Origin of the sequence: Streptomyces sp. (assembly GCF_031181705.1) — a bacterium.
GTDB lineage: Bacteria > Actinomycetota > Actinomycetes > Streptomycetales > Streptomycetaceae > Streptomyces.
This window is the reverse complement of sequence record NZ_JAPSKN010000008.1, coordinates 32,514-58,026: the sequence shown is the minus strand read 5'-3', so window position 1 is coordinate 58,026 and position 25,513 is coordinate 32,514. Positions and strand designations below refer to the sequence as shown.

The window sequence follows — 25,513 nt, the reverse complement described above, 5'->3', positions numbered from 1 at the left end:
CATGAACGATCGCATGGTGTGGATCGACTGCGAGATGACCGGCCTCTCGCTGTCGGACGACGCGCTCATCGAGGTGGCCGCCCTCGTCACGGACTCCGAGCTGAACGTGCTCGGCGACGGCGTGGACATCGTCATCCGGCCGCCGGAGCGGGCGCTGGAGACGATGCCGGAGGTGGTGCGTCAGATGCACACCGCGTCCGGACTGCTCGACGAGCTGCCCAACGGCACGACGCTCGAGGACGCCGAGGAGCAGGTCCTGGCGTACGTGAGGGAGTTCGTCAAGGAGCCGGGCAAGGCCCCGCTGTGCGGCAACTCCGTCGGCACCGACCGCGGCTTCTTGCTGCGCGACATGCCCACGCTGGAGGACTACCTCCACTACCGGATCGTCGACGTGTCGTCGATCAAGGAGCTGGCCCGCCGCTGGTACCCGCGGGCGTATTTCAACAGTCCGCAGAAGAACGGCAACCACCGCGCGCTCGCCGACATCCGCGAGTCCATCGCCGAGTTGCGCTACTACCGCGAGGCCGTCTTCGTCCCGCAGCCCGGGCCCGACTCCGACACCGCGAAGACGATCGCGGCGAAGCACGTCCTGCCCGCTCAGTAGGTACGCGAGGGGCCCGTCGGGGGCCGCCCGGAAAGCCGGGCGCGAGCACCCCTTCGGACCCTGTACACTTTTTCTCGGCCGGTCGGGGAACACACTGATCTCCAAGCCGGTCATGGTGGGTGTAGCTCAGCTGGTAGAGCACCTGGTTGTGGTCCAGGATGCCGCGGGTTCGAGTCCCGTCACTCACCCTCGATGACGAAGGGGCCGACCCGGGAGACCGGGTCGGCCCCTTCGTCGTGTCCTCCCTGCGGCAACCCCGCCCGGTACAGGCGCCGTTGGCCCCACCGGCGGCGCGCCGGCCTCACGACGACGCCCGCGGCACCAGCTCCGTGGCCAGGACCAGCTGCCTGCGCTCCAGCCCCCGGGACGCGAGCGGGCGGCGGTCGGCGATCTCCGTGAGCAGCAGGTCGATCATCCGGCGCCCCATCTCCTCGATGGGCTGGCGGACGCTGGTCAGCGGCGGGTCCAGGTGGCGCGCTATGGCCGAGTCGTCGTAGCCGACGAGCGCCACGTCGTCCGGGATGCGGCGCCCCGCCTCGCGCAGCGCCTGGCGCGCACCGGCCGCGGTGACGTCCGAGGCCGCGAACACCGCGTCCACGTCCGGCCGGCGCTCCAGCAGCGCCGCCATCGCGCGGCGGCCGCCCTCCTCCGTGAAGTCGCCGCCCTCGATCAGCGACTCGTCCACCTCGTGTCCCGCGTCGCTCAGCGCCGCGCGGTAGCCGTCGACACGGCGCTGGGCACCGTAGACGTCCCGGCGGCCGGTGATGTGGGCTATCCGCCTCCGGCCGCGGGACAGCAGGTGCTCCACGGCCTGGCGGGCGCCCCCGTAGTTGTCCGAGTCGACCGACGGCAGGCTCTCCGCCGCCGAACGCGGGCCGCTGATCACCGCGGGGATCTCCAGCTGCGCCAGCAGGTCGGGCAGCGGATCGTCCGCGTGCACCGAGACCAGCAGGACGCCGTCCACCCGGTGGGCCGCCAGGTACTGCGCGAGACGCTGCCGCTCCCGGTCGCTGCCCGCGAAGATCAGCAGCAGCTGCATCTCCGTCTCGGACAGTTCCGAGCCGACGCCCTTGAGCATGTCGGAGAAGTACGGCTCGGCGAAGAACCGGGTCTCCGGCTCGGGCACGACCAGCGCGATCGCGTCCGTGCGGTTGGCGGCCAGGGCGCGCGCCGCGGTGTTGGGCACGTAGCCGAGCTCCGCGACCGCCGCCTCGACGGCCGCGCGCGTGGCGTCGCTGACCCGGGGCGAGCCGTTGATCACCCGGGAGACCGTGCCGCGGCCGACACCGGCGCGCGCCGCCACCTCTTCGAGGGTGGGCCGGCCACCGCTTCGGCCCCGCGCTCCGTGGCTTGCCATGGGCTCCGCCTTCCCGTACAGACCCGCACTCTGCGGCTGGCCTGGAATTTAACAGGCTCGTAGGCTCCGGTGACCCGTACCGGCGGCTTGCCGCCCCGGGCCTTCCGCTTCCGGCCCGCACACCGGTGCCCCCGACACCCCGACTGGCTCGATACTGCCGACCAGGCACCCAAAGGACCCCCGCCCCGGTCCAGTTAACGTCCCGATAACTGAACGCATCTCTCCCTGTCCGGTCCCTTGACACCCCCGCTCCGACCCGCGAACCTTCAACACATCACTGGTGGGAGCGCTCCCACAGTACCTGACACATACACAACCCGCACGTTCCCCGCCCGAGCCGCAGCGAGTCAAAACGGGTCCAACAATGCAGTTGGCCGGGGGGTCGGCACGTCAGGGCAACAGGAGGACGACATGCGAGCACGCATCCGAACCGCCCGCAAGGCGCTGGCCCTCGCGGCCGTCGCGTCGTTGGGCACCGGACTGCTGGCCGGCTGTGCCGACGACGGTGGAGACGACAGCTCCGGCTCGTCGTCCGGCGGCAAGGGCAAGACCACGATCACGCTGGGACTCTTCGGCACCATGGGCTTCAAGGAAGCCGGTCTCTACGCCGAGTACGAGAAGCTCAACCCGAAGATCAAGATCGCCGAGAACGTCGTCGAGCGCAACGAGAACTACTACCCGGCGCTGCTGAACCACCTGACCACCAACAGCGGCCTGCAGGACGTCCAGGCCGTCGAGGTCGGCAACATCGCCGAGATCGTCAACACCCAGTCCGCCAAGCTGGAGGACCTGTCCAAGGTCTCGGGCGTGAACAAGGCCGACTGGCTGGACTGGAAGTGGCAGCAGGCCACCACCAAGGACGGCCAGACGATCGGCCTCGGCACCGACATCGGCCCGATGGCGATCTGCTACCGCAAGGACCTGTTCGAGAAGGCCGGTCTGCCCAGCGACCGCGCGGAGGTCGGCAAGCTGTGGGCGGGCGACTGGAGCAAGTTCGTCGACGTCGGCGAGCGGTACAAGAAGAACGGCCCCGAGGGCACGACCTTCATGGACTCCCCCGGCGGTCTGATCAACGCGATCCTCAGCAGTGAGAAGGAGAAGTTCTACGACTCCTCCGGCAAGGTCATCTACAAGACCAACCCGGCCGTGAAGAACGCCTTCGACCTGACCGCCGAGGCCGCCGAGAAGGGCCTGGTCGGCGCGCAGACCCAGTTCCAGCCGGCCTGGGACCAGACGATCGCGAACAACAAGTTCGCCGCGATGGCCTGCCCGCCGTGGATGCTCGGCTACATCAAGGGCAAGTCGCAGCCCGACGCCAAGGGCAAGTGGGACGTGGCCGTGGCGCCCAAGTCCGGCAACTGGGGCGGCTCCTTCCTGTCCGTGCCGAAGAACGGCAAGAACGTCGAGGAGGCCAAGAAGCTGGTCGCCTGGCTGACCGCGCCGGAGCAGCAGGCGAAGCTGTTCAAGGTGCAGGGCAGCTTCCCGAGCGCGCAGGCCGCCTTCGACAGCCCCGAGGTCACGGGCGCCAAGAACGACATGACCGGCGACGCGCCGATCGGTGAGATCTTCGCCGAGGCCGCGAAGCAGATCCCGGTCCAGGTGATCGGCCCGAAGGACCAGATCATCCAGCAGGGTCTGACGGACAACGGCGTCATCCTCGTCACGAAGGGCAAGTCCGCCGAGGAGGCCTGGGAGACGGCGACGAAGACCATCGACAACAACCTGGACCAGTGACCCGCATGGCCACCCGTCACGACACCGCCGCGCCCCCCGCCAAGGAGGGGGGCGCGGCCCCGGGCCGCCCGCCCGCCGCCCCCGTCTCCGAGCAGGAGCAGCGCCACCGGGCCAAACTCTCCCGCCGCTGGCAGCGGGACGTGCGCTGGAGCCCGTACGCCTTCGTCTCGCCGTTCTTCCTGCTCTTCGTGGCCTTCGGCCTGTTCCCGCTGATCTACACGGGATGGGCCTCGCTGCACCAGGTGGAGCTGACCGCCCCCACCGACATGAACTGGGTGGGGCTGCGCAACTACACCCGGATCTTCGACGACGAGTTCTTCTGGAACGCGGCGAAGAACACCCTGACCATCGGCATCATCTCCACGGTCCCGCAGTTGCTGATGGCGATGGGCATCGCCCACATCCTCAACTACAAGCTGCGCGCCTCGACCTTCTACCGGGTCGCGATGCTCGCCCCGTACGCCACCTCGATCGCCGCCGCCTCCCTGGTGTTCGTGCTGCTCTTCGGGCGGGACTACGGCATGATCAACTGGGCGCTGGACTTCGTCGGCATCGACCCGGTCGACTGGCAGGGCGACAAGTGGCCCTCGCAGATCGCCGTCTCGACGATCATCATCTGGCGGTGGACCGGTTACAACGCGCTGATCTACCTGGCCGCGATGCAGGCGATCCCGCAGGACCTGTACGAGTCGGCGGCGCTGGACGGCGCCAGCCGCTGGCAGCAGTTCCTGCACGTCACCCTGCCGTCGCTGCGCCCGACGATCCTGTTCACGGCCGTGGTGTCGACGATCGGGGCCAGCCAGGTCTTCGGCGAGCCGCTGCTGTTCGACGCCAACAAGGGCGCCTCCGGCGGCGCGGAGCACCAGTTCCAGACGCTCGGCCTGTACCTGTACGAGCAGGGCTGGGTGAACCAGCACCTGGGCCGTGCCTCGGCGATCGCCTGGACGATGTTCCTGATCCTGATCGTCATCGGCATCGTCAACTACGTCATCTCGCGCCGGCTGCGCGCCAGTAGTTAAGGAGTTGTGGCCGTGACGACGACTGTGACGCCCCCCGAGACCACACCCGCCCGGCAGACCAGGCGTTCGCGCCTGCCGAAGTCGGCGCGGGCCGGCGGAACCCTGCACGGCGGTCCGATCGCGTACGCGATCCTGATCCTGTTCACCCTCGTGTCGCTGTTCCCGCTGGTGTGGACCGCGATCGCCGCCTCCCGTGACAACCAGCGCCTGGCGCAGACCCCGCCGCCGTTCTGGTTCGGCTCCAACCTGTTCAAGAACCTGGAGATCGCCTGGACGGACGCCAATCTCGGCGAGGCGTTCCTCAACACCACGATCGTGGCGGGCATCTCGGCGCTCACCATCGTCGTGCTGTCGACGATCGCCGGGTTCGCCTTCGCCAAGCTGCGCTTCAAGGGCCGCAACGCGCTGATGCTGATCGTCATCGGCACGATGATGGTGCCGCCGCAGCTGAGCGTGATCCCGCTGTACATGATGGTCGCCAAGCTGGACTGGACCGACCAGCTCCAGGCGGTGATCTTCCCGTCGCTGGTGAGCGCGTTCGGCGTGTTCTTCATGCGGCAGTACCTGCTGCAGGCGCTGCCGGACGAGATCATCGAGGCCGCCCGGGTGGACGGCGCGAGCAGCTGGCGGGTGGTGTGGCACGTGGTGTTCCCCGCCGCCCGGCCCGCGATGGCGGTGCTCGGCATGCTGATGTTCGTGCAGACCTGGAACGACTTCCTGTGGCCGTTCCTGGTGCTCACCCAGACCGGCAACCCGACCGTGCAGGTCGCCGTGGCCGGTCTCGGCCGCGGCTACACGCCCGACCAGTCCCTGATCATGGCGGGTGCGCTGCTGGGCACGCTGCCGCTGCTGCTGGTCTTCGCGATCTTCGGCAAGCAGATCGTGGGCGGCATCATGCAGGGCGCGGTCAAGGGCTGACGCCCTGGCTCCAGGGGCCGGGCCGACGCCGCTCCGGCCCCTCCTCTCCCTTCTCCTCCCCTCTTCCTCTTCTCCTCCCCCTCCACCGTCGGTCTCCACGACCCCAATGGGAGCGCTTCCATGCCTGACTCCGAGAACCCGGCCACTCCGGTGACCTTCCCTCCCGCCTTCCTCTGGGGCGCGGCGACCTCCGCGTACCAGATCGAGGGCGCGGTGCGGGAGGACGGCCGTACGCCGTCGATCTGGGACACCTTCAGCCATACGCCGGGCAAGACGGCCGGCGGTGACCACGGTGACATCGCTGTCGACCACTACCACCGCTACCGCGAGGACGTGGCGCTGATGGCGGAGCTGGGCCTGGGCGCCTACCGCTTCTCCGTCTCGTGGTCGCGGGTGCAGCCGACCGGCCGGGGCCCGGCCGTGCAGAAGGGCCTGGACTTCTACCGCCGGCTGGTGGACGAGCTGCTGTCCAAGGGCATCAAGCCGGCCGTCACCCTCTACCACTGGGACCTGCCGCAGGAGCTGGAGGACGCGGGCGGCTGGCCGGAGCGTGACACGGCGTACCGGTTCGCGGAGTACGCGCAGATCGTCGGCGAGGCGCTGGGCGACCGGGTGGAGCAGTGGATCACGCTCAACGAGCCGTGGTGCAGCGCGTTCCTGGGCTACGCCTCCGGGGTGCACGCGCCGGGCCGGACGGATCCGGCGGCGTCGCTGCGTGCCGCGCACCACCTGAACCTGGCGCACGGGCTGGGCGCCTCCGCGCTGCGGTCGGCCATGCCGGCCCGCAACTCGGTGGCCATCAGCCTCAACTCCTCGGTGGTGCGCCCGCTCTCGCAGGACCCGGCGGACCTGGCGGCGGCCCGCCGCATCGACGACCTGGCCAACGGCGTCTTCCACGGGCCGATCCTGCACGGTGCCTACCCGGAGACGCTGTACGCGGCGACGGCCGGCCTCACCGACTGGGACTACGTCCTGGACGGCGACCTGGCGCTGATCCGGCAGCCGCTGGACGCGCTGGGCCTCAACTACTACACGCCCGCCCTGGTGTCCGCGGCGGACGCGTCGGCGAAGGCGCCGCGGGCCGACGGGCACGGGTCGAGCGAGCACTCGCCGTGGCCGGCCGCGGACGACGTCGCCTTCCACCAGACGCCCGGCGACCGCACCGAGATGGGCTGGACGATCGACCCGACCGGCCTGCACGAGCTGATCATGCGCTACACCCGGGAGGCGCCGGGCCTGCCGCTGTACATCACCGAGAACGGCGCGGCCTACGACGACAAGATGGACTCCGACGGCCGGGTGCACGACCCGGAGCGGGTCGCCTACCTGCACGGCCACCTGGCGGCGGTCCACCGGGCGATCTCCGACGGCGCGGACGTCCGGGGCTACTTCCTGTGGTCCCTGATGGACAACTTCGAGTGGGCGTACGGCTACGGCAAGCGCTTCGGCGCGGTGTACGTCGACTACGCGACGCTGGAGCGCACCCCGAAGACCAGCGCCCACTGGTACGCGCAGGCGGCGCGGACGGGGACGCTGCCGGAGATCGACGCGGTCTGACCGGGAGGCCGGGGGCGCGGGTGCCGCGCCCCCGCCGAGGAGTCAGCCTCGGTCGTCAGTACCGTCGGCGGCTCGCTGCCCTGGGCGCACCGGTGGACGCCCGCCTTCAGGACTGTCTGGAGGCGGCCGGCCTGCCGCGCCGTCGGCGCCGCAGCTGCCGGTGGCCTCCGCCGGACGGGGCTCTCCCGTCCAGCTGGATCCAGATCCGCACCTCGGTCCCGCCGAGCACCGAGGAGCCGATGCGGACGTCCCCGCCGGTGGACTCCGCGAGCCGGCGCACGATGTCCAGCCCGAGCCCGGTCGAGCCGTCGCTGCCGGAGCCGCGGCCCCGCGCCATGGCGGCTTCGGGGTCGGGTATGCCCGGTCCCGCGTCGGACACGAGGACGATCACCGCGTCCTCGGCGTTGTGCACGTCGACCGCGAAGGCCGTGCCCTCCGGGGTGTGCCGGAAGACGTTGCCGAGCAGCGCGTCCAGCGCGGCGGCCAGGTCGGCGCGCGCCACGGGGATGCGCACCGGCCGGTCGGCCCCGGCCACCCGCCACTTGCGGCCCTCGTCCTCCGCGAGCGCGGACCAGAACGCCATCCGCTCCCGCACCACCTCGGCCGCGTCGCACCCCGCTCCCGGACCCGCCGCGGCCGTCTGGGGCTTGGCCTCCCGGGCCGTACGGATGATGGTGTCGACCTCGCGCTCCAGCTGCTCGACCGCGGTCCGGGTCTGCTCCGCGGCCGGCCCCTCGCCGAGCGAGGCGGTGTTGAGCCGCAGCACGGTCAGGGGCGTGCGCAGCCGGTGGGACAGGTCGGCCGCCAGCTCCCGCTCGTTGGCCAGGAGTTGGACGACCTGGTCGGCCATCGAGTTGAACGCGACCGCCGCGAGCCGCAGTTCGCTCGGACCCTCCTCCGGGACGCGGGCGCCGAGCTTGCCCTCGCCCAGCTCGCGCGCCCCCTCGACCAGGCTCCGGGCGGGCAGGACCATGCGCACCCCGAGCCGGTCGGCCACCGCGACGGAGCCGACGATCAGCGCGAGACCGACCCCGGCGAGCACCGCCCAGGCCGTGCCCACGCCGTTGGTGACCTCGGACTCCGGCACGTACACCTCGACGACCGCGATCTCGCCGGTGCTGAGCGCGACCGGCTGGAGCAGCGTGGAGCCGCCGGGGACGCCGGTGGTGGAGGCCCGGCCCAGTCTCCGCACGGCCGCGATGTCCTGGTCGGCGGCGCGTTGCCGCCCGAGTTCGAGGGCGCGCTGGCCGTCGCCCGCTGGGATGTGCACGGCCATCCCGGCGTCGGAGCCGACCGAGGCGACGACCCGCTCCAGCTGGTCGCGGTCGGTGGTGATGGACAGGGCGGGGGCGACGGCCGCGGCCTCCCGCTCGGCGTTGGAGAAGGCGCGGTCGCGGGCCATCTCGCGGATGACGAGCCCGAGCGGTACGGCGAAGGCGAGTACGACCATCGTGGTCACGGCCAGCGACACCTTGACCAGGGCCCACCTCATCGCGGCGCCTCCGCCCCCGGCGGTTCGAGCTTCACGCCGACGCCCCGAAGGGTGTGCAGATAGCGGGGGTTGGCGGCCGTCTCGCCCAGTTTCCGCCTGAGCCAGGACAGGTGGACGTCGATGGTCTGGTCGTCGCCGTAGGACTGCTGCCAGACCTCGGCGAGCAGCTCCTTGCGCGGGACCACGACTCCGGGGCGGCGGGCCAGGAAGGCGAGCAGGTCGAACTCGCGGCGGGTGAGGTCCAGCCGCGCGCCGTCCAACTCGGCCTGGCGGCGCAGCGGGTCGACGGTGAGGCCACCGACCCGGAGCACGGGGGACGGCTCGGCCTCCCCGGCGCCGGAGCGGGCGCGGCGCAGCACGGCGGCCATGCGGGCCGAGAGGTGTTCGACCGAGAAGGGCTTGGTGAGGTAGTCGTCCGCACCGGCGTTCAGCAGCCGGACGACCTCCGTCTCGTCGTCCCGGGCGGTGGCGATGATCACCGGTACGTCCGTGATACCGCGCAGCATCTTCAGGGCCTCGGACCCGTCGAGATCGGGCAGTCCGAGGTCCAGGATGACCACGTCGAAGCGGAAATGGGCGACCTCGCGCAGCGCTTCCAGCGCCGTCCCGACACTGCGCACGGTGTGCGAGGCGTCGGTCAGATGCCGGATGAGCGCCGAGCGTACGAACGGGTCGTCCTCGACCACGAGCACACTTGCCATGCGCCGCACCGTACGCCATCCCGAACAGCCGGGTGCGGGCCTGTGGACAACTTCCGTGGTGGGGACAACGAGTGCGCCCGCGGGGGCCCGTGTGTGGACAACGCGTGGGACCCGTGAGGCAGGATGGCCCGCGATGCGCAGAGGACTCGTTCACGTACTGGCCTGGCTGCTCGCCACGGGGGCGGCGGTCACGCTGTCGTGGTGGGGTGTCCACACGGTGATGGCGGGCACGGCCTACGATCCGCCGCGGGCCCTGCCCATCAGGGCCGCCGAGGGGGCGGCGCCAAAGTCGCGGCCGCCGTCCCCGCCGCCGCCCCCGCCGCGGGCACGGACCCCCGAGCCGAAGCGGACCCCCTCGAACCCACCGCCCACGACGCCGAAGCCGGCTCCCTCCCCCACCCGGGCACCCAGCCCCTCCCCCTCACCGGCGGCCACCGGCCGGGTCAGGAGCTACGACACCGACGGCGGCCGGGCGGTGTTCGACCTCGGGACGGCGTCCGCCTCCCTCGTCTCTGCGACCCCCGGCGCGGGCTGGTCGATGCAGGTGTGGAAGACGGAGTCGTGGATCCGCGTGGAGTTCTCCCGGGGCGCGGAGCGCGTGTCGGTGTTCTGCACCTGGCACGACGGGCCGCCGCGCGTGGAGATCGGGACCTACTGAGCGCCGCCTGCGCGGTCATCGGAACACCGAGGCGGGCGGGGCCGGGGACGCCACCGCCGCGGAGTCCGTCACGGGCACGGCCCCACCGGTGAAGTCGGTGAGCGTCCTGCCGTGCTCGACCCGGCCCGGATGCGGGTCGGAGGCGGCGCGGCGGGTCAGCTCGGGGATCGGCAGCGGCGCGTCGGAGGCGACCAGGACGGCGTTGCCGAAGCGTCTGCCGCGCAGCACCGTCGGGTCCGCGACCAGCGCGAGCTGCTCGAAGCGGGCGGCGGCGGTGGCGATCTGGCCGCGCAGGTGGGTCAGCGGCGGCCCGTCGGCCAGGTTGGCGGCGTGCACCCCGCCCGGCCTGAGGACCCTGCGGACGTCGTCGAGGAACTCGGTCGAGGTCAGGTGGGCCGGGGTCCGGGCCCCGCTGAACACGTCGGTGACGACGAGGTCGGCCCAGCCGTCGGGCACCTTGGCGAGTCCCTCCCGGGCGTCGGTGGAGCGCACCCGGATGCGTGCGGTGGGGTCCAGGGGAAGTTCGCGGCGCACGAGTTGGACCAGGGCCGCGTCGCGCTCGACGACCTGCTGGGTGGAGCGGGGGCGGGTGGCGGCGATGTAGCGGGCGAGGGTGAACGCGCCCCCGCCGAGGTGCACGGCGTGCACCGGCCGGCCCGGCGGGGCGACGAGGTCGATCACATGGCCGAGGCGGCGCTGGTACTCGAAGGACAGGTACGCCGGGTCGTCCAGGTCGACGTGCGACTGCGGGGCTCCGTCGATCACCAGGGTCCGGGCGCGGGGCCGGTCGCGGTCGGGGATCAGCTCGGCGAGCCCGCCGTCGACGTTCGCGACGACGGTCTCCGCGTCGGCCTGCCGGCGCCGGCCGCTCCTGGACTTTCCCATGGGGTCATTATCGGGGCGCCCCGATAAGCGGAACGTACGCCTGCCGGGCGGCGGCACGGCACGACACGGCGGTGGCAAGGGACACACGGCGACGACACCCCGGGCCCCACCGGCCGGCAGCCGCAGCCGCACCCCGCGACCCACCGCCCCGGCAGCAACACCCCGGCACCCACCCGGCCCGGCGGCAACACCCCGGAACTCACCGCCCCGGCAACGACAGCCGCACCCCGCGACCCACCGCCCCGGCCACGACACCCCCCGGCCCATCACCGGCCCGGGCGCCCCTCAGCGGCAGCTGTCGGCCGCCTCGATCGTGCGGGCGGCCTCCCCCAGGGCCCTGCGCAGCACCGCAGGGTCCGTCGCGAGGTCCGCCTCGCCCGGCGGCAGCAGCCAGTCCGAGCCCTCGACCGGGGGTTGGGGCGCGAGGGACAGCCCGCGTCCGTCGGTCCCCGTGCAGGTGCTCCCCGGCACGTCCCAGGCCGCGGCCGTCCCCGGCGGGACGAGGAAGCCGAGCGTGCCGCCCCCGTCGTCGTGCAGCACGGGCCCCACCGCCTCTCCCGGTCCGCGCCGCAGGATGTCGACCGCCTCCAACCCCTGCCGCGCCGGCACCGTCACCACATCGCAGCCCACCGCCGGTGTGCTCGGCGGCGTACGAGGATCGTTGATCCGGCTGGTCTCCATCCCGGCCTCCACCACGAAAACCCCTGCTTGGACGAGCGGTCGGGAGACGGGGGCCTCCTCCCGGTCCACAGGGTTCAACGCGGCGGCCCGTCAACGGCTACGGCACAAGTCAGCCGCAAAGGATGGCACTTCATGGCAGATCACGGATGGGATATCCGGTTTGTAGCCAAACCCGGCGTGAGGAGTCCGTCACAGCAGGTACGTTCTTGCCCGCCGGACACAGGGCCGACGATGCGGACGAACCATCCCGGGTCGCCCTGGTCCGGCATGGTTCGACGGTTCGCACGAGAGGACCCGGCCATGGCGTCGTCTGCGGTGACCTCGTCTCAACCCGACCGTCCGGCACGGCCGAATCTCGCCTTCCGGCGGCTGCGCGGGCAGCGCTCACCGGCCGAGTTCGCCGCGGCGATCCGCCGGGCCGCCCTGGAGATCGGGGAGCAGGTCAGCTGTGACGCGCGCTACATCGGCCGGGTCGAGGCGGGTGAGATCCGCTGCCCCAACTACGCATACGAACGGGTGTTCCTGCACATGTTCCCGGGCCGCGCCCTCACCGACCTGGGGTTCGCGCCCCGCTCGTCGGTACGCGGACGCCGGGCGCGCGACACCGACGACACGCCCTGGACACGCACCACGAACCCGGCGGACGCCACGCGTGAGACCAGCGGGGCGGGCGAGCCGTATGAAACGCAGAACCCCTACGACCCGCACCACCCGCACGACACCTACGAGGAGAGCGACGTGCTACGTCGCGCGTTCATGACCGGCGGGGGCGCCACGGTGGCCGCCGCCTCACTGGGGCCCGTCGGCCTCGCCCGCGACGCCTCGGCGGCACAGCGCCCCGTGCGCCGCGCCGGGGCGAGCGACGCGGGTGCCCTGGAAGAAGCCGTGCGCCGGATCCGGCTGCTCGACGACCGGCACGGTGCCGACGGCCTCTACCGCCGCGCGGCCGCCCCGCTGCGCGCCGCCTACGCCCTGCTGGACGCCGGGACGACCCGGCAGACGACGGCGGACCGGCTCTACTCGGGCGCCGGGGAACTGGCCATCTCGGTGGGCTGGCTGGCCCACGACTCGGGGCGCTTCGACGACGCCCGCTCCCACTACGCCGAGGCCCTGGCGACCGCCCGGATGACCGGCGACCCGGGCCTGGAGGCGCACGCCTTCTGCAACACGGCGTTCCTCGCGCGCGACGCGGGCCGGCCGCGCGAGGCGGTCCGGGCCGCCCAGGCCGCGCAGCGCGTCGCCCGGCCCGTGGGCTCGGCCCGGCTGATGTCGCTGCTCGCGCTGCGCGAGGCGGGCGGCTGGGCCGGCCTCGCCGACCGCGTCGCCTGCGAACAGGCCCTGGCCCGCGCCCAGGCCCTCTTCGAGCGGGGCCCCTCGGACGCGGATCCCGAGTGGATGAGCTTCTACGGCGAGGCCGAGCTGGAGGGACTGGAGGCGCAGTGCTGGTCCACGCTGGGCGACTGGCCCCGCGCGGCACGGCACGCGCGGCGGGCGGCGGAACTGCAGGACCCGCACTTCACGCGGAACATCGCGCTGTACACGGCGGAGCTGGCGGACGACCTCGCGCGCGGCGGGCGGCCGGACGAGGCCGCGACAGCGGGGATGCGGGTGCTGGACCTGCTGGAGGAGGTCCAGTCGTCCCGGATCCAGACGATGCTGGCGACCACGGCACGGGTGCTGCTGCCGCACCGGAGGGCTTCGGGGGTGTCGGCGTTCCTGGACCGGTACGCCTCCCCACCCCAAACGCCTTAGGCCGTGTCCGCGGGGCAGGAGGGACTTCCGCGGACCCGGCCTACGCCAGGTGCCCGAGGTCGTTCCAGCTCTCGATCGCGGGTTCGCCGTAGGCCCAGCCGAGCACCGAGAGGGACGTCGGGTTCAGCCGTATCCGGGCCGCGAAGTCGATGGGCAGGCCCAGCCAGCGCGCGCCGACGGACCGCAGGATGTGGCCGTGGGCGAAGATCAGGACGTCGCGGTCGGCCGAGCGCGCCCAGGCGACCACCTCGTCCGCCCGGGCCGTCATCCCGGCGAGGGTCTCGCCCTCGGGGACGCCGTCGCGCCAGATCAGCCAGCCGGGGCGGACGGCCTGGATGTCCGCCGGGGTCATGCCCTCGTACGCCCCGTAGTCCCACTCCAGCAGCGCGTCCCAGCTACGCGCGCGGTCGCCGAAACCGGCCAGCTCGCAGGTCTCACGCGCGCGTGCCAGCGGGCTGGTGCGCACCTCGGCCTCGGGCAGGCCCTCGTACGGTGCCCGGTGCAGGCGCTCCCCGAGCAGCTTCGCGCCCCGCCGGCCCTCCTCCAGGAGGGGTACGTCGGTCCTGCCGGTGTGCTTGCCGGACAGGGACCACTCGGTCTGTCCGTGGCGGGCCAGCAGGATGCGCGGAGCCATGGGGAACCTTTCCGGAGGAAGAACGCAAGCGGAACTCCTCCATCATCGCGCACCCTCTCCGCGGGCAACCCCGGGGGCGATCTCTGCGTCTTTGAGGGCCGGAGGGCGCCCCCAGGGCGAGCCCGTACGCCGTAAAGTGGCACGACCGGACGGCCGGGCGCCGCGTGAGAAGAAGGGGGAGGGCATCGGATGCCGCACACCGAGACACCGGGCACCGAGGCGGACCCCGCACCGCGGCTGCGCTGGTGGACGGAGCTTCCGCTGATCGTGCTGGTGTACGCGTGCTACTCGGCGGGCCGGCTCCTGGCCCGGGGCGACGTCGCCGGGGCGGTCGACCACGGTCTGGCCCTCCTGCGCGCCGAGAAGGCGCTGCATGTGAACTTCGAGCACCCGCTCAACCGCCTCTTCACGCGCGAACCCTGGATAGGCATACCCGCCGACTTCTGGTACGCGTCGCTGCACTACCTGGTGACCCCGGCCCTGCTGGTGTGGCTCTTCCGCTCCCGGGCCGTGCGCTACCGCGCCGCGCGCACCTGGCTGATGACGTCCACGCTCATCGGCCTGATCGGCTTCACGCTGCTGCCGACCTGCCCGCCCCGGCTCCTCGACGCGCGCCACGGCTTCGTGGACACGATGGCGCAGTACAGCTCCTACGGCTGGTGGGGAGGCGCGGCGAGCGCCCCGCGCGGCATGGGCGACATGACCAACCAGTACGCGGCGATGCCGAGCCTGCACGTGGGCTGGGCCCTGTGGTGCGGCGTGATCCTGTGGCGCCACGGCGGTACGCGCCTGACGAAGGCGGCCGGTGTCGCCTACCCGCTGATCACCACGATCGTCGTCATGGGCACCGCCAACCACTACTTCCTCGACGCGGTCGCGGGCGCGGCCGTCATGGGCGCCGGGCTGCTGCTGGCGCCGGTCGTGACGCGGACGGCCGACCGGGTCAAGGCGCGGTTCGTGCCGCGCTTCGCACCGGTCCCGGCGGACACTTCCGCCGCGGGTTCCTCGATTGTCAGTGCCGGATGCCAGACTTCCGCGGGTGAGCGAATTCCACGGCAGCGCGAGTCGCGGTTCGGAGCGGGAGCCGAGCCGAGTGCCTCCCCCAAGGACGCGGGGGACGGCGCTCCGGCAGCGGCTCGCTGAGCTGCGCGGCCCCGACGTCCCCGCGAAGGCACTGGACGCGCGCGCCCTGGCGGCGCTGGCCGCGAACCCCGGCTGCGCGCGGCGCGCGATCCTCGACGGCGCCGGGGTGAACAAGACGGCCCTGGCGAGCGCGCTGGGCGCCCCGTCGGCCTTCGGGCAGTCGCAGTTCGCGCTCACGCGGGGCAACGCCTTCGAGGCGAAGGTCAAGGCCGACGGCGGTGCGGAGCTGCTGCGGCTGGTGCACGAGAAGCTGGACCGCTCGGCCGAGCCGCCCGCCGGGGCGCGGGTGCCCGACCTGACCGCGACCGGCCCCCAGGGGCGTACGGCCCGTACGGCGCTGGAGCTGCGGGAGGCCGCCGCGCACCCCGGCGAGTGGACCCTGCTCGACCACCCGATGCTCGCGCTGGACGTCGCGGGCTCCCCCGCGTTCCTGGAGCCGGACGCGGTGGTGGTCCACCCGGACGGCAGTTGGACGGTCGTGGAGATCAAGTCCTTTCCCCTGCTGGACGGTTCGGCGGACCCGGCGAAGGTCGGGGCGGCGGCCCGGCAGGCCGCGGTGTACGTGCTGGCGCTGGAGGAGGTCGCGGCCCGGCTGGATCCGGCCCCGCGCGTGCGCCACCGGATCCTGCTGGTCTGCCCCCGGGACTTCTCCAACCTGCCGGCGGCGTCCGCGGTGGACGTCCGCAAGCAGCGCGCGGTGACGGCCCGCCAGCTGGCCCGGCTGACCCGCATCGAGGACATCGCCGACGCGCTCCCCGAGGGCACGTGCTTCTCCCCGGAGCTGCCCGCCGAGGAGCTGACCGCGGCCGTGGAGTCGGTCCCGGCGACGTACGCGCCCGAGTGCCTGTCCGCGTGCGAACTGGCCTTCCACTGCCGGTCCCGGGCCCGCGAGGCGGGGGCGGTGACCTCACTCGGCCGTGCGGTGCGGGCGGAGCTGGGCGGTCTGACGACCGTGGAGGACGTCCTGGCGGCGGCCCGCGGCGAGGCCGGCGATCCCGGTGACCCGGCGGTGGCGGCCCTGCGCCGCGCGGCCGCCCTGCGCGCCGAGGCCCTGGAGGCGGCGTGTCGCTGATCTCCACGCTGGCCCGCCTGGAAGCCGTCAGCACCGGCCGCGCCCAGCCCGCCGCCACCGTCCGGCACCGCCATCTGTCCGACCGTCCCCTGGTGTTCGTGCCGCTCATCACCGCCGGTGAGGCCGGGGCCCCGCTCGGCGCGCTGGTCGGCACCGACCGGGACGCGCCGCGGCTGCTGGTCGTCCCGCAGCCCCGCGACCGCGACCTCAGGTTCGCGTTCCTGGCCGACCTGGCCGACGTGGTCCTGCCGTACGTCGAGGCGTACGGCGAGGTGGTGGAGGCCGCCGAGCGCACCGAGACCGACCCGGAGACCGGCAAGCGGGTCAAGGTCGAGGTCGACCTGTGCGCGGACGCGCCGCAGCTTCTCGTGCCGAGCCGGGCGGGCATCGAGCTGGTCCGGCTGCTGGGGCGGTCCACGCGGTTCCGGCGCACGGCCGAGCAGGACCCGCAGACGCCCTACCCGGCGCCGCCGCGGGTGCCGCTGCTCGGGCGGTGGCTGACGCACTTCGGGGAGCGGGCCCGGGTGCCGGGCTCGTCGCTGCTGCTGGCGATGACCGACGTGCTCGGCCGGCACTGGGCGACCGGGCAGTCCACGCTGGAGGACCAGCACCTGGGGGCGCTGCTCGCCTGGATCGACCCGCCCGAGGGCGTCACCGGCGCCGTGGCGGCGCTGCGGGCCGAGCTGGAGCGGGACGCGCAGGGCCAGCTGGTCTGTCCCCCGGCCGGTCCGGCCACCGACCCGGCCTTCGACAACAAGCTCCTCGCCCCGGCCATCGAGCGCTACGACCGTGCCCGCACGGCCCTCGCGGCCGCCGAGGACGGCCTGGAGGCCGACGAGCGGCTGGGCGTGCTGACCGCCGCCGAGCGGGAGATCCGCGACCTGGTGCTCAGCCGCACCCGGCCCACCTGGGACGCGGTCTGGCGGGGCCTGGACCTGCTGCGCGCGCTGCCCCCGGGGGCGCATGTCGAGGAGCGCTGGACGCGCGACCGCTGGTCGTTCACCGGCCACCGCGACCGGGTCCTGGCCGGCGAGCCCCCGCAGCCCCGCCGCGACGACGCGGTCACCGCGGCGAACAAACTCGCCACCCGGGAGCGCGAACAGGCCCGGCTGGAGGCGCAGGAGGCCCTCGACGACCCGCTGGTGATGGCGGGCCGGCGGCTGTCCGGTGAGGCGTTCGCGGGCGAGGTCACCGAGGTGGTGATGGCGTACAGCGACGGCAAGCGCCCCAGCCCCCGCCCCCTGGTGACGGTCCGCACGGACGACCGGCCGCATCTCGGGGAGCGCGCGAAGGTGTACCGCTCGCTGGGCGGGAAGCCGCAGTCGGCGGAGTTCGTCACGGCCGAGGAGGACGGCGCGTACCTCGTGCTGCGGATCCTCGACAAGATGGGGCGCGGCAAGGAGCCCGAGCCGGGATCGGTGCCGGAGAAGGGCGACCGGGTCTGCTTCACGCTCTTCGAGCACGAGCAGCGCGGCGGCGCGAAGCTCCCCGACCCGGAGGAGACCCCGTGGACGCACGGCGGGCCGCCCGGTGAGGCGACCCTGGAGGCAGCCGATCCGGTGACCGAGGAGGATGTGCTGTGACCACGGTGTTCGACCCCTCGGCCGCTGCGGCCCAGGCCACCGACGCGATCCTCCACGACACGCTGCACGGCACCGCGCGCGGAGTCGTCGTGGACTCCCCGCCCGGCGCGGGCAAGTCGACCCTGGTCGTGCGCGCGGCTCTGGAGCTGGCCGGGGCCGGTCACCCGCTGATGGTGGTCGCGCAGACCAACGCCCAGGTCGACGACCTGGTCCTGCGGCTGGCCGGGAAGGACCCCGAGCTGCCCGTGGGGCGGCTGCACAGCAGTGACGCCGACCCCTACGACAAGGCGCTCGACGGCCTGGACAACGTCCGCAAGTCGGCGAAGGCGGCCGACCTCGCCGGGCTGGCCGTGGTGATCTCCACGGCGGCGAAGTGGGCGCACGTGAAGACCGACGAGCCCTGGCGGTACGCGATCGTCGACGAGGCCTACCAGATGCGCTCGGACGCCCTGCTCGCGGTGGCCGGGCTGTTCGAGCGGGCGCTGTTCGTGGGCGACCCGGGGCAGCTGGACCCGTTCTCGATCGTGGGCAGTGAGCAGTGGGCGGGCCTCGCCTACGACCCGTCGGCCTCGGCGGTGACGACCCTGCTCGCGCACAACCCGGACCTGCCCCAGCACCGGCTGCCGGTGTCCTGGCGGCTCCCGGCCTCGGCGGCGCCCCTGGTCTCGGACGCCTTCTACCCGTACACGCCGTTCCGCAGCGGCACCGGACCCGGCGACCGCGCCCTGGCCTTCGCGGTGCCGTCGGACGGCTCGGGCCCGGACCGGGTGATCGACGAGGCGGCGGCGTCGGGCTGGGGCCTGCTGGAGCTGCCCGCGCGGCACACCCCGCGCACGGACCCGGAGGCGGTGCGGGCGGTGGCGGCGGTGGTGCGCCGCCTGCTGGACCGCGGCGGTGCGGCGACCTCGGAAGCCTCGCCCGACCCGTCCCCGCTCACGGCCGACCGGATCGCCGTGGGCACGGCACACCGGGACCAGGCGGCCGCGGTCCGCGCGGCCCTGGCCGAGCTGGGCGTCACCGACGTGGTCGTGGACACGGCGAACCGGCTGCAGGGCCGTGAGTACGACGTCACGGTGGTCCTCCACCCCCTGTCCGGCCGCCCCGACGCCACCGCCTTCCATCTGGAGACGGGCCGTCTGTGCGTCCTGACCTCGCGCCACCGGCACGCCTGCATCGTGGTGTGCCGGGCGGGGGTGACCGGACTGCTGGACGACTATCCGTCGACGGAGCCGGTGCAGCTGGGGACGGTGGTGAAGTTCCCGGACGGCTGGGAGGCCAACCACGCGGTGCTGGCGCACCTGGCCGAACATCGCGTGTCCTGGCGGCCGTAGCGAACACGCGGTGGTGGTGCGGCCGTATCCACGACACCGATGCCCACTTGCGCGCCCGCGAGACAATGGACGGTGGCCCGCTCCACCTGACGGGTCAGCGCGACGTACGAGGAGGAGAAGACATGGCGGAGCCCACGCCGCGTCGGAACGAACCGCGGCTACGCCCCGCGCCCCTGCTCTTCGAGCCCGCGGAGGCGGCCTCGGACCCTGAGCACTTCTTCGACCTCGAGTCGATCGACGACCCACGGGCCCTGCTGGCCCGGGCCACGGAGCTGACGCTGGCCTTCCGGGCCGCGGCGGACCGGGCGGTGGAGTTCCAGGCGATGGCGGCGGCGCAGCTGGCCGATCCGCGGCGGTTCGACCGGCTGACGACGGCGGACATCGCCGAGCGGGCCGAGTGGACCGAGGACTACGCCAAGAAGATGGTCGAGTTCGGACGGGACCTGATGCGGGGCGACGCCGAGAGCCGGTGACCCCCGCCCCGGTCCCGGCGGTGGCTCCGCCCGATCACCCGGCATATGCCAGGCGGGCAAGATACCCCCACCCACCCGCTCCTGTCCCGGTTTCCCGCAACCCTCGGGAACCGCACGCTCACGCCCGGTACACCTGGAGGCATGAGCAGCGCATGGAACGCCTCCCACGTCACCCCGGACGGAGCCGCCTGGCTCGCCTCGGCAGGAACGTATCCGCGAAGCACGCTCGCCCTCTGGGAGGAGCGGCCGGACGCGCCGGTCGTGCTGCCCTGCGGGGCGGTCTTCGACGTGGTGAGCGCGCCCGCGGTGTTCGGCCGGCGGATGCTCGACCGGCTGTGGGACGACGGGCCCGGCTCGGGTCCGGTGGCGGAGTACCGCGGCCGGACGCTGCTGTTCGCCGCGCCCGGCACGGCCCAGCGGCTGCCGGCGCTGCTGGAGTGGGAGGAGTGGGGCGCCCACGACCGGGACGGCCGGGGCGCCCGGCAGGGCTGCCGCACGGACGCCGTGCCGCCGCTGCTGTGCCACGGCACCGGGGACGCCGTGACCGTCCCCGCCCCCACGGGAGGCGTCTCCCGCTCCCGCTGGCTCGTCGCCCCCGACACCCGGCAGCCCTGGCTCCCCGGCCCCGAGGTCCTGCTGTGGGCGGCGGTGCGGGCGGCCCGGTCCGCCGTGCGGATTTCGATTTTTCCTCCCGCCGACCAGGGTGCTAAGGTCTACGACGTCAGCAGGCGCCGCTAGCTCAGTTGGTTAGAGCAGCTGACTCTTAATCAGCGGGTCCGGGGTTCGAGTCCCTGGCGGCGCACGACAGTGAAAGGCCCCTCGTGAGAGCGAGGGGCCTTTGGCGTGCTGCGGGACGGCGTCCGTACGGCGTCAGTGGCCGACCCCGATCTTCACGATCCACGCCCCCGAGGCCGTCCGCCCCTCCACCTCCACCCGTACGCCCTCCCCCGGCACCGTGAAGCTCTCGCCCAGGGCGATCGGGGCGTCCGCGAGGGGCGGGTAGACCGAGTTCTCCCAGCAGGCCTCGGTGCGCGGGTGGGCGTCGATCACCTCGATCGGTCCGCCCCCGGACTGCGCCCCGCCCCGCACCCGGTACACCAGCACGCCCTGCCGGCACGCGGCGGCGTCGTTGCCCGCCGGTCCCCGCGCCTCGAAGGCGAGCACGCTGTCCCGCCCCGTGCGCACCACCGCGAGCTTGGTGCCCCGCCCGAGCCCGAAGGCCGGCGACCCGGCGGCGCCCGCCACCGGTACGCCCGGCCCGGCGGCGAGCGGCTCCAGGGTCAGCCGGGCGGGCGCGGCGTCCTGGACGCAGCGCACCTGCCGCGAGTCCAGCCAGCCCAGCTTCCACTTGTGCCAGCCGAACAGATCCGGGGCGAGCCCGAACTGGCTGCCCATCAGGTCCCAGTCGCCGACGTGCGTGTCCCAGTCGCCCTTGCCGTCGGCGGGGCGGTGGTACAGATCGGGCAGGTCGAACACATGGCCGGTCTCGTGGGCGAGAACCAGCCGGTCCGGTGGGTGCTGCTCGAACACCGTGACGATCCGGCGCAGATCGGTGCCGTCGGCCCGCAGCGGGCTCGTGAGGTTCACCACCTTGGTCGCGTCGGAGTCCACGCCGGGCGCGTCCGGGTCGGCGACGAAGTACACGACGTCGTAGCGCGAGAAGTCGACCTGCGGGTCGGCGACGGCGAGGGCGTCGCGCAGGTAGGCGGACCGGTGCTCGGGGCTCCAGTCGCGTTGTATGGCGTACGCCGTGGACGGCTGCGGCATCTGGATCCAGTGCCCTAGCGGGTGCGGGCGCAGGGTGAAGCGGCCGTAGGAAGCGCGTTCGAAGAAGCGGGTGGTCGCCGGGAAGTGGTCGGCGGTCAGCTCCTGCGGCGTGGTCAGCGGATGGGCGTCCGGGAACGACAGGAAGACCATCACCGCGTCCAGGGCCCGGGCCGGGCGCGGATAGGCCGCGTTCCAGGTGTCCAGGCCCTCCGAGTGGTGGGCGTCGGTGCGCGTCAGGGCGCAGGGCGCGGCCGGGTCGGTCTCGGCGGCCGAGGGGCCGGTGCCGAGGGAGGTCGCGGCCAGGGCCGACATGGTGGTGAACACGGCCGCGGTACTGCGCAGTCGGGCGCGCGGAAACGGACGCGGCACGGGTACCTCCGGGTACGGTTCGCGGGACACCGCACCCAGCCTGTGGGCATTTGTCATACTGCGCCCTGTTTGCCTGCACCACTTGGGTGAAGGGCCCGAAAGAATGCGGAAGCCGACATCCCCGAAGCACTCACGGAACGTCACAACTGGTCGGGGGCTTGAAGAAGCCGTCCAGGTGCGAGCAGAAACGATCTGGCAGAAGGGCCGATTGGTCGGGGAGACTGGACACCGGCTGGAAGGCCCTGGGGCCAGCCTCTATGATCGGCACACTTTCCTGACCTTTCCTGCACGGACAGAGATCGAATACATGCGGGAGCGAGCGGTGAGCGGAACCTCCGAAGGGCCGGCGCCCGCGGCGAACCTCGACCGGGCGGTCGTCACAGAGAGTGAGATCGATACGTCTTCCCGTACCGAGCCCCTGCCACGGCCGCCCTACCGTGCCGTCTTCACGGCCGCCCCCCTCGCCATGGCCGTGGTCGACCGCGAGGGCCTGGTCGTGAGCGCCAACGAGGCGCTCGCCGCGCTGCTCGGCAGCGCCCCGGAGGGGCTGGCCGGATCCGTCGCCGCCGACCTGGTCGACCTCACCTCCGACGCCCGCAGCCGGCACGCCTACCGCGAGGTGCTGCGCGGCCGGCAGTCCCGGCTGCGCTGCACCCGCCGCCTGAAGCACCCCGACGGGCACTCGCTGTGGGTGCAGGTGACGGTCGCCCCGCTGCCCGGGGAGGACAGCGCCGTGCTGCTGTCCGTCGCCGACGTCAGCGCCCGCCGGGAACTCCAGGCCCGGCTGCGGCACTTGCAGATGCACGACCCGGTGACCCGGCTGCCCAACCGCACGCTGTTCTTCGAACGGCTGTCGGCCGCGCTGGAGGCGGAGTCGTACGAGCAGAGCGGCACGGGCCGGATCGGGCTGTGCTACCTGGACCTGGACGGCTTCAAGGCCATCAACGACACCCTCGGCCACCGCGTGGGCGACCGGCTGCTGGCCGCCGTCGCCGAGCGGCTCACGCGCTGCGCGGACGAGGCCGGCCGGTCCCGCGCCAGCGTCCCGCTGGTGGCCCGGCTCGGCGGGGACGAGTTCGCGCTCCTCGTCGAGGACTCCACGGGCACCGAACAACTGGCCGAGCTGGCCGAAGCGGTACTGCGGGCCGTGCAGGACCCGTTCGACCTCTCCGGCCGGCGGCTGTCGGTGTCGGCGTCGATCGGGGTCGTCGAGCGGCACGCGGCCGGCACGACCCCCACCGCCCTGATGCAGGCCGCCGACACGACGCTCTACTGGGCGAAGGCCGACGGCAAGGCCCGGTGGACGCTGTTCGACCCGGAGCGCAACGCCCATCGCATGACCCGCCAGGCCCTCGCCTCCACGCTCCGGCCGGCCATCGACCGGGACGAGTTCCGGCTGGAGTACCAGCCGCTGGTCGGCATGGAGGACGACCGCCTGCACGGGGTCGAGGCGCTGGTCCGCTGGAACCATCCGCAGTTCGGCGTACTGACGCCGAATCGGTTCATCGGACTTGCCGAGGAGGACGGCTCGATCGTCCCGCTGGGCCGCTGGGTGCTGCGCACGGCCTGCGAGCAGGCCCGCCGCTGGCAGCTGGACCACCCAGACGAGCCGCCGATCTTCGTCAGCGTGAACGTGGCGGTGCGGCAGATCTGGGACTCCGACCTGGTGGCGGACGTGGCTCAGATCCTGGCGGAGACGGAGCTAGCGCCACACCTGCTCCAGCTGGAGCTGACCGAGTCCGCGGTGATGGGCTCGGCGGGCCGTCCGCTGCAGACGCTGAAGGCGCTCAGCGACATGGGCGTGCGCATCGCCATCGACGACTTCGGCACGGGCTACTCGAACCTGGCGTACCTGAGCAGGCTGCCGGTGTCGGCGCTGAAGCTCGACGGGTCCTTCGTCCGCGGCTTCCAGTACGACGACCGGGACGCGGCGACCCGGGCGAACCCGGCCGACGAGGTCGTCGTCGAGGCGATGATCCAGCTCGCGCACCGGCTCGGGCTGACCGTCACGGCCGAGTGCGTGGAGACCTCGGCGCAGGCGACCCGGCTGCGGCGCATCGGCTGCGACACCGGACAGGGCTGGCTGTACTCCCGCCCGGTGTCGCCGGACCGCATCTCCGAGCTGCTCGGCACGCCGGACGTTCAGGCGGAGGCGGGCGTCGCCAATCCGTAGGCGTCGGCGATGAGTTCGTAGCTGCGGACGCGGACGTCGCCGCCGTGCGCGTTGGCCGTGATCATCAGCTCGTCGGCGCCGGTGCGCTTGGCGAGGTCGTCCAGGCCGGAGCGGACCTCGTCCGGGGTGCCGTGGATGACGTTGGCGTTCCAGGAGTCGACGAAGTCGCGTTCCATGGGGCTGAACGCGTAGGCCTCCGCCTCCTGCGGGGTGGGCACCAGGCCGGGGCGGCCGGTGCGCAGCCGGACCATGCTGAGGGCCGCGGCCAGCACCTGGCGGCGGGCCTCCTTCTCCTCGTCGGCGGCGAGCGCGGAGACGCCGATGAGGGCGTACGGCCGGTCGAGCACGGCGGACGGCTGGAAGGACTCGCGGTACAGGTCCAGGGCCGGGAGGGTGTTCTGCGCCGAGAAGTGGTGGGCGAAGGCGAACGGCAGGCCGAGCGACCCGGCCAGGCGGGCGCTGAAGCCGGAGGAGCCGAGCAGCCAGATCGGCGGGCGGTGCGGGGACTGCACGCCGCCGGGGGACGTGGCCTGCACCGGGCCCGGGACGGCGTGGATGCGGCGGTAGCGGTGGCCGTCGGGGAAGTCGTCGTCGAGGAACCGGGTCAGCTCGGCGAGCTGCAGCGGGAAGTCGTCGGCGCCCTCGGCCAGCCGGTCGGTGCGGCGCAGGGCGGCGGCGGTGGCGCCGTCCGTGCCGGGCGCGCGGCCGAGGCCGAGGTCGATCCGGCCCGGGGCCATGGCCTCCAGCGTCCCGAACTGCTCGGCGATGACCAGTGGGGCGTGGTTGGGCAGCATCACGCCGCCCGAGCCGAGGCGGATGCGGTCGGTGTGGGCGGCGAGGTGGGCGAGGATCACGGCCGGGGAGGAGGAGGCCACGCCGGGCATGGAGTGGTGCTCGGCGACCCAGTAGCGGTGGAAGCCGCGCCGCTCCGCGAGGCGGGCCAGCTCGACGCTGGTGCGCAGCGCGTCGGTGGCGGTGCGGCCGGCCCCCACGGTGACCAGGTCCAGTACGGAGAGGGGGACGGGGGCGCTGCCCTGCGCCGTGCCGCGAATCTCGTCTGCCGCGCCGCGTGTGTCGTCTGCCGCCACGGTGGGGTGCCTCCTGCTGTGGGCCGTGTGCTGTCGTCCCGGACCACAACAGGGGACTGTCTCCGCTTATTCCCGGCCGCGGCGTCCCGGGGCGGTCAGGCGGCCTGTTCCCAGTCGTCGCGTGCGCAGCCGGGCGGCGGCGGGGGGCCGGTCTTCTCGCGGGCCCGCAGGACGGTCCAGGTGAGCGCTGCGGCGGCGAAGATCCACCACGGCAGGGGCCACACGGCACCCCACCAGCCGGCGCGCGGCTGCCCGAGGGCGTCCACGGCGGCGCTGACCATGGCCGCGGCCAGGCTCCAGCACAGCAGGCGGGCGGAGAGCCGGACAGCGCTTGCGGAGGATCTGAACGGGCCCGGTGCGGCCATCGGGGGGCATCCTTCACGGCACGACTGGCTGCGGACGTGGACAGTGTGCACGCGATGGACGCCGGACGGGGAACGCGCTTTCGGTCAACTCAAGGGCCCTGTGGTGCGGCGGAGTTGAGCATTCCTCAGCTTCCGGGTGGGGCACGGGAGCACATGT

At 73.2% G+C, this 25,513-nt stretch carries 23 protein-coding genes and 2 tRNA genes; 16 read left to right on the top strand and 9 right to left on the bottom strand.

The genetic code is table 11. From position 1 onward, the window contains the following. Position 1: 1 nt before the first annotated feature. On the top strand, positions 2-604 hold the full coding sequence (gene orn, locus RIN80_RS03460) for an oligoribonuclease (RefSeq protein ID WP_309093962.1): 603 nt from the start codon (positions 2-4) through the stop codon (positions 602-604). 115 nt (positions 605-719) lie between these two features. Beyond that, a tRNA-His gene (locus RIN80_RS03455) sits at positions 720-792 on the top strand. A 113-nt stretch (positions 793-905) separates the two neighbouring features. Here the strand turns inward: RIN80_RS03455 and RIN80_RS03450 are convergent. After that, complete coding sequence (locus tag RIN80_RS03450) at positions 906-1,961, bottom strand: LacI family DNA-binding transcriptional regulator (RefSeq protein ID WP_309093961.1); 1,056 nt, start codon at positions 1,959-1,961, stop codon at positions 906-908. A 411-nt stretch (positions 1,962-2,372) separates the two neighbouring features. Between RIN80_RS03450 and RIN80_RS03445 the strand changes: the two genes are divergently transcribed. The 4 genes from RIN80_RS03445 to RIN80_RS03430 all read left to right on the top strand — a co-directional run bounded on the left by RIN80_RS03445 (position 2,373) and on the right by RIN80_RS03430 (position 7,189). Continuing rightward, on the top strand, positions 2,373-3,695 hold the full coding sequence (locus RIN80_RS03445) for an extracellular solute-binding protein (protein ID WP_309093960.1): 1,323 nt from the start codon (positions 2,373-2,375) through the stop codon (positions 3,693-3,695). 5 nt (positions 3,696-3,700) lie between these two features. After that, complete coding sequence (locus RIN80_RS03440) at positions 3,701-4,714, top strand: sugar ABC transporter permease (protein ID WP_309093959.1); 1,014 nt, start codon at positions 3,701-3,703, stop codon at positions 4,712-4,714. A gap of 12 nt (positions 4,715-4,726) precedes the next feature. Beyond that, positions 4,727-5,632 (top strand): carbohydrate ABC transporter permease, encoded by a 906-nt coding sequence (locus tag RIN80_RS03435; protein ID WP_309093958.1) that lies wholly within the window; start codon positions 4,727-4,729, stop codon positions 5,630-5,632. 120 nt (positions 5,633-5,752) lie between these two features. After that, positions 5,753-7,189 carry a GH1 family beta-glucosidase gene (locus RIN80_RS03430; RefSeq protein WP_309093957.1) on the top strand — a complete coding sequence of 479 codons (1,437 nt, stop codon included), beginning with the start codon at positions 5,753-5,755 and terminating at the stop codon, positions 7,187-7,189. A gap of 106 nt (positions 7,190-7,295) precedes the next feature. On the opposite strand, the gene RIN80_RS03425 is transcribed toward RIN80_RS03430, so the two are convergent. Together RIN80_RS03425 and RIN80_RS03420 are read right to left on the bottom strand one after the other, a co-directional pair. Then, positions 7,296-8,681 (bottom strand): HAMP domain-containing sensor histidine kinase, encoded by a 1,386-nt coding sequence (locus tag RIN80_RS03425; protein WP_309093956.1) that lies wholly within the window; start codon positions 8,679-8,681, stop codon positions 7,296-7,298. Further along, entirely contained in the window at positions 8,678-9,382 is a 705-nt protein-coding gene (locus RIN80_RS03420; protein WP_309093955.1) for a response regulator transcription factor, read from the bottom strand. Before RIN80_RS03420 ends, RIN80_RS03425 begins: the two co-directional genes overlap by 4 nt. 133 nt (positions 9,383-9,515) lie before the next feature. On the opposite strand from RIN80_RS03420, the gene RIN80_RS03415 reads away from it, so the two are divergent. Then, a complete protein-coding gene (locus RIN80_RS03415; protein WP_309093954.1) occupies positions 9,516-10,040 on the top strand; it encodes a hypothetical protein in 525 nt (174 codons plus the stop codon). A gap of 15 nt (positions 10,041-10,055) precedes the next feature. On the opposite strand, the gene RIN80_RS03410 is transcribed toward RIN80_RS03415, so the two are convergent. Next, positions 10,056-10,925 (bottom strand): fused MFS/spermidine synthase, encoded by an 870-nt coding sequence (locus tag RIN80_RS03410; protein WP_309093953.1) that lies wholly within the window; start codon positions 10,923-10,925, stop codon positions 10,056-10,058. 285 nt (positions 10,926-11,210) lie between these two features. Further along, entirely contained in the window at positions 11,211-11,606 is a 396-nt protein-coding gene (locus tag RIN80_RS03405; RefSeq protein ID WP_309093952.1) for a hypothetical protein, read from the bottom strand. Positions 11,607-11,906: 300 nt separating this feature from the next. Here RIN80_RS03405 and RIN80_RS03400 point away from each other — a divergent pair, with 300 nt between their 5' ends. Further along, on the top strand, positions 11,907-13,358 hold the full coding sequence (locus RIN80_RS03400; protein WP_309093951.1) for a hypothetical protein: 1,452 nt from the start codon (positions 11,907-11,909) through the stop codon (positions 13,356-13,358). 40 nt (positions 13,359-13,398) lie between these two features. Here the strand turns inward: RIN80_RS03400 and RIN80_RS03395 are convergent, their stop codons facing one another. Further along, positions 13,399-13,992, bottom strand: coding sequence for a histidine phosphatase family protein (locus RIN80_RS03395; protein ID WP_309093950.1), 594 nt, complete (start codon positions 13,990-13,992; stop codon positions 13,399-13,401). Between the two features lie 189 nt (positions 13,993-14,181). Here RIN80_RS03395 and RIN80_RS03390 point away from each other — a divergent pair, with 189 nt between their 5' ends. The 7 genes from RIN80_RS03390 to RIN80_RS03360 all read left to right on the top strand — a co-directional run bounded on the left by RIN80_RS03390 (position 14,182) and on the right by RIN80_RS03360 (position 20,396). After that, positions 14,182-15,135 (top strand): phosphatase PAP2 family protein, encoded by a 954-nt coding sequence (locus RIN80_RS03390; protein ID WP_309093949.1) that lies wholly within the window; start codon positions 14,182-14,184, stop codon positions 15,133-15,135. After that, positions 15,086-16,207: a hypothetical protein gene (locus RIN80_RS03385; RefSeq protein WP_309093948.1), complete on the top strand. Its 1,122-nt coding sequence runs from the start codon at positions 15,086-15,088 to the stop codon at positions 16,205-16,207. The genes RIN80_RS03390 and RIN80_RS03385 overlap by 50 nt, the downstream gene beginning before the upstream one ends. After that, entirely contained in the window at positions 16,198-17,790 is a 1,593-nt protein-coding gene (locus RIN80_RS03380) for a hypothetical protein (RefSeq protein WP_309093947.1), read from the top strand. Before RIN80_RS03385 ends, RIN80_RS03380 begins: the two co-directional genes overlap by 10 nt. Next, positions 17,787-19,121 carry an AAA domain-containing protein gene (locus RIN80_RS03375; protein WP_309093946.1) on the top strand — a complete coding sequence of 445 codons (1,335 nt, stop codon included), beginning with the start codon at positions 17,787-17,789 and terminating at the stop codon, positions 19,119-19,121. The genes RIN80_RS03380 and RIN80_RS03375 overlap by 4 nt, the downstream gene beginning before the upstream one ends. A gap of 122 nt (positions 19,122-19,243) precedes the next feature. After that, the gene (locus tag RIN80_RS03370; protein WP_309093945.1) at positions 19,244-19,594 is read left to right on the top strand and encodes a hypothetical protein; all 351 of its coding nucleotides are present in this window, start codon (positions 19,244-19,246) and stop codon (positions 19,592-19,594) included. Between the two features lie 141 nt (positions 19,595-19,735). Beyond that, on the top strand, positions 19,736-20,332 hold the full coding sequence (locus tag RIN80_RS03365; RefSeq protein WP_309093944.1) for a bifunctional DNA primase/polymerase: 597 nt from the start codon (positions 19,736-19,738) through the stop codon (positions 20,330-20,332). Next, positions 20,323-20,396, top strand: a tRNA-Lys gene (locus RIN80_RS03360). Before RIN80_RS03365 ends, RIN80_RS03360 begins: the two co-directional genes overlap by 10 nt. 68 nt (positions 20,397-20,464) lie before the next feature. Here the strand turns inward: RIN80_RS03360 and RIN80_RS03355 are convergent. Next, complete coding sequence (locus RIN80_RS03355) at positions 20,465-21,730, bottom strand: M6 family metalloprotease domain-containing protein (RefSeq protein WP_309093943.1); 1,266 nt, start codon at positions 21,728-21,730, stop codon at positions 20,465-20,467. Positions 21,731-22,037: 307 nt separating this feature from the next. On the opposite strand from RIN80_RS03355, the gene RIN80_RS03350 reads away from it, so the two are divergent. After that, positions 22,038-23,903, top strand: a complete 1,866-nt coding sequence (locus RIN80_RS03350; protein ID WP_309093942.1) for an EAL domain-containing protein — start codon at positions 22,038-22,040, stop codon at positions 23,901-23,903. On the opposite strand, the gene RIN80_RS03345 is transcribed toward RIN80_RS03350, so the two are convergent. Both RIN80_RS03345 and RIN80_RS03340 read right to left on the bottom strand, forming a co-directional pair. After that, entirely contained in the window at positions 23,873-24,991 is a 1,119-nt protein-coding gene (locus RIN80_RS03345; RefSeq protein WP_309093941.1) for an LLM class flavin-dependent oxidoreductase, read from the bottom strand. The genes RIN80_RS03350 and RIN80_RS03345 overlap by 31 nt on opposite strands. A gap of 95 nt (positions 24,992-25,086) precedes the next feature. After that, positions 25,087-25,356 (bottom strand): hypothetical protein, encoded by a 270-nt coding sequence (locus tag RIN80_RS03340; RefSeq protein ID WP_309093940.1) that lies wholly within the window; start codon positions 25,354-25,356, stop codon positions 25,087-25,089. Positions 25,357-25,513 lie beyond the last annotated feature (157 nt).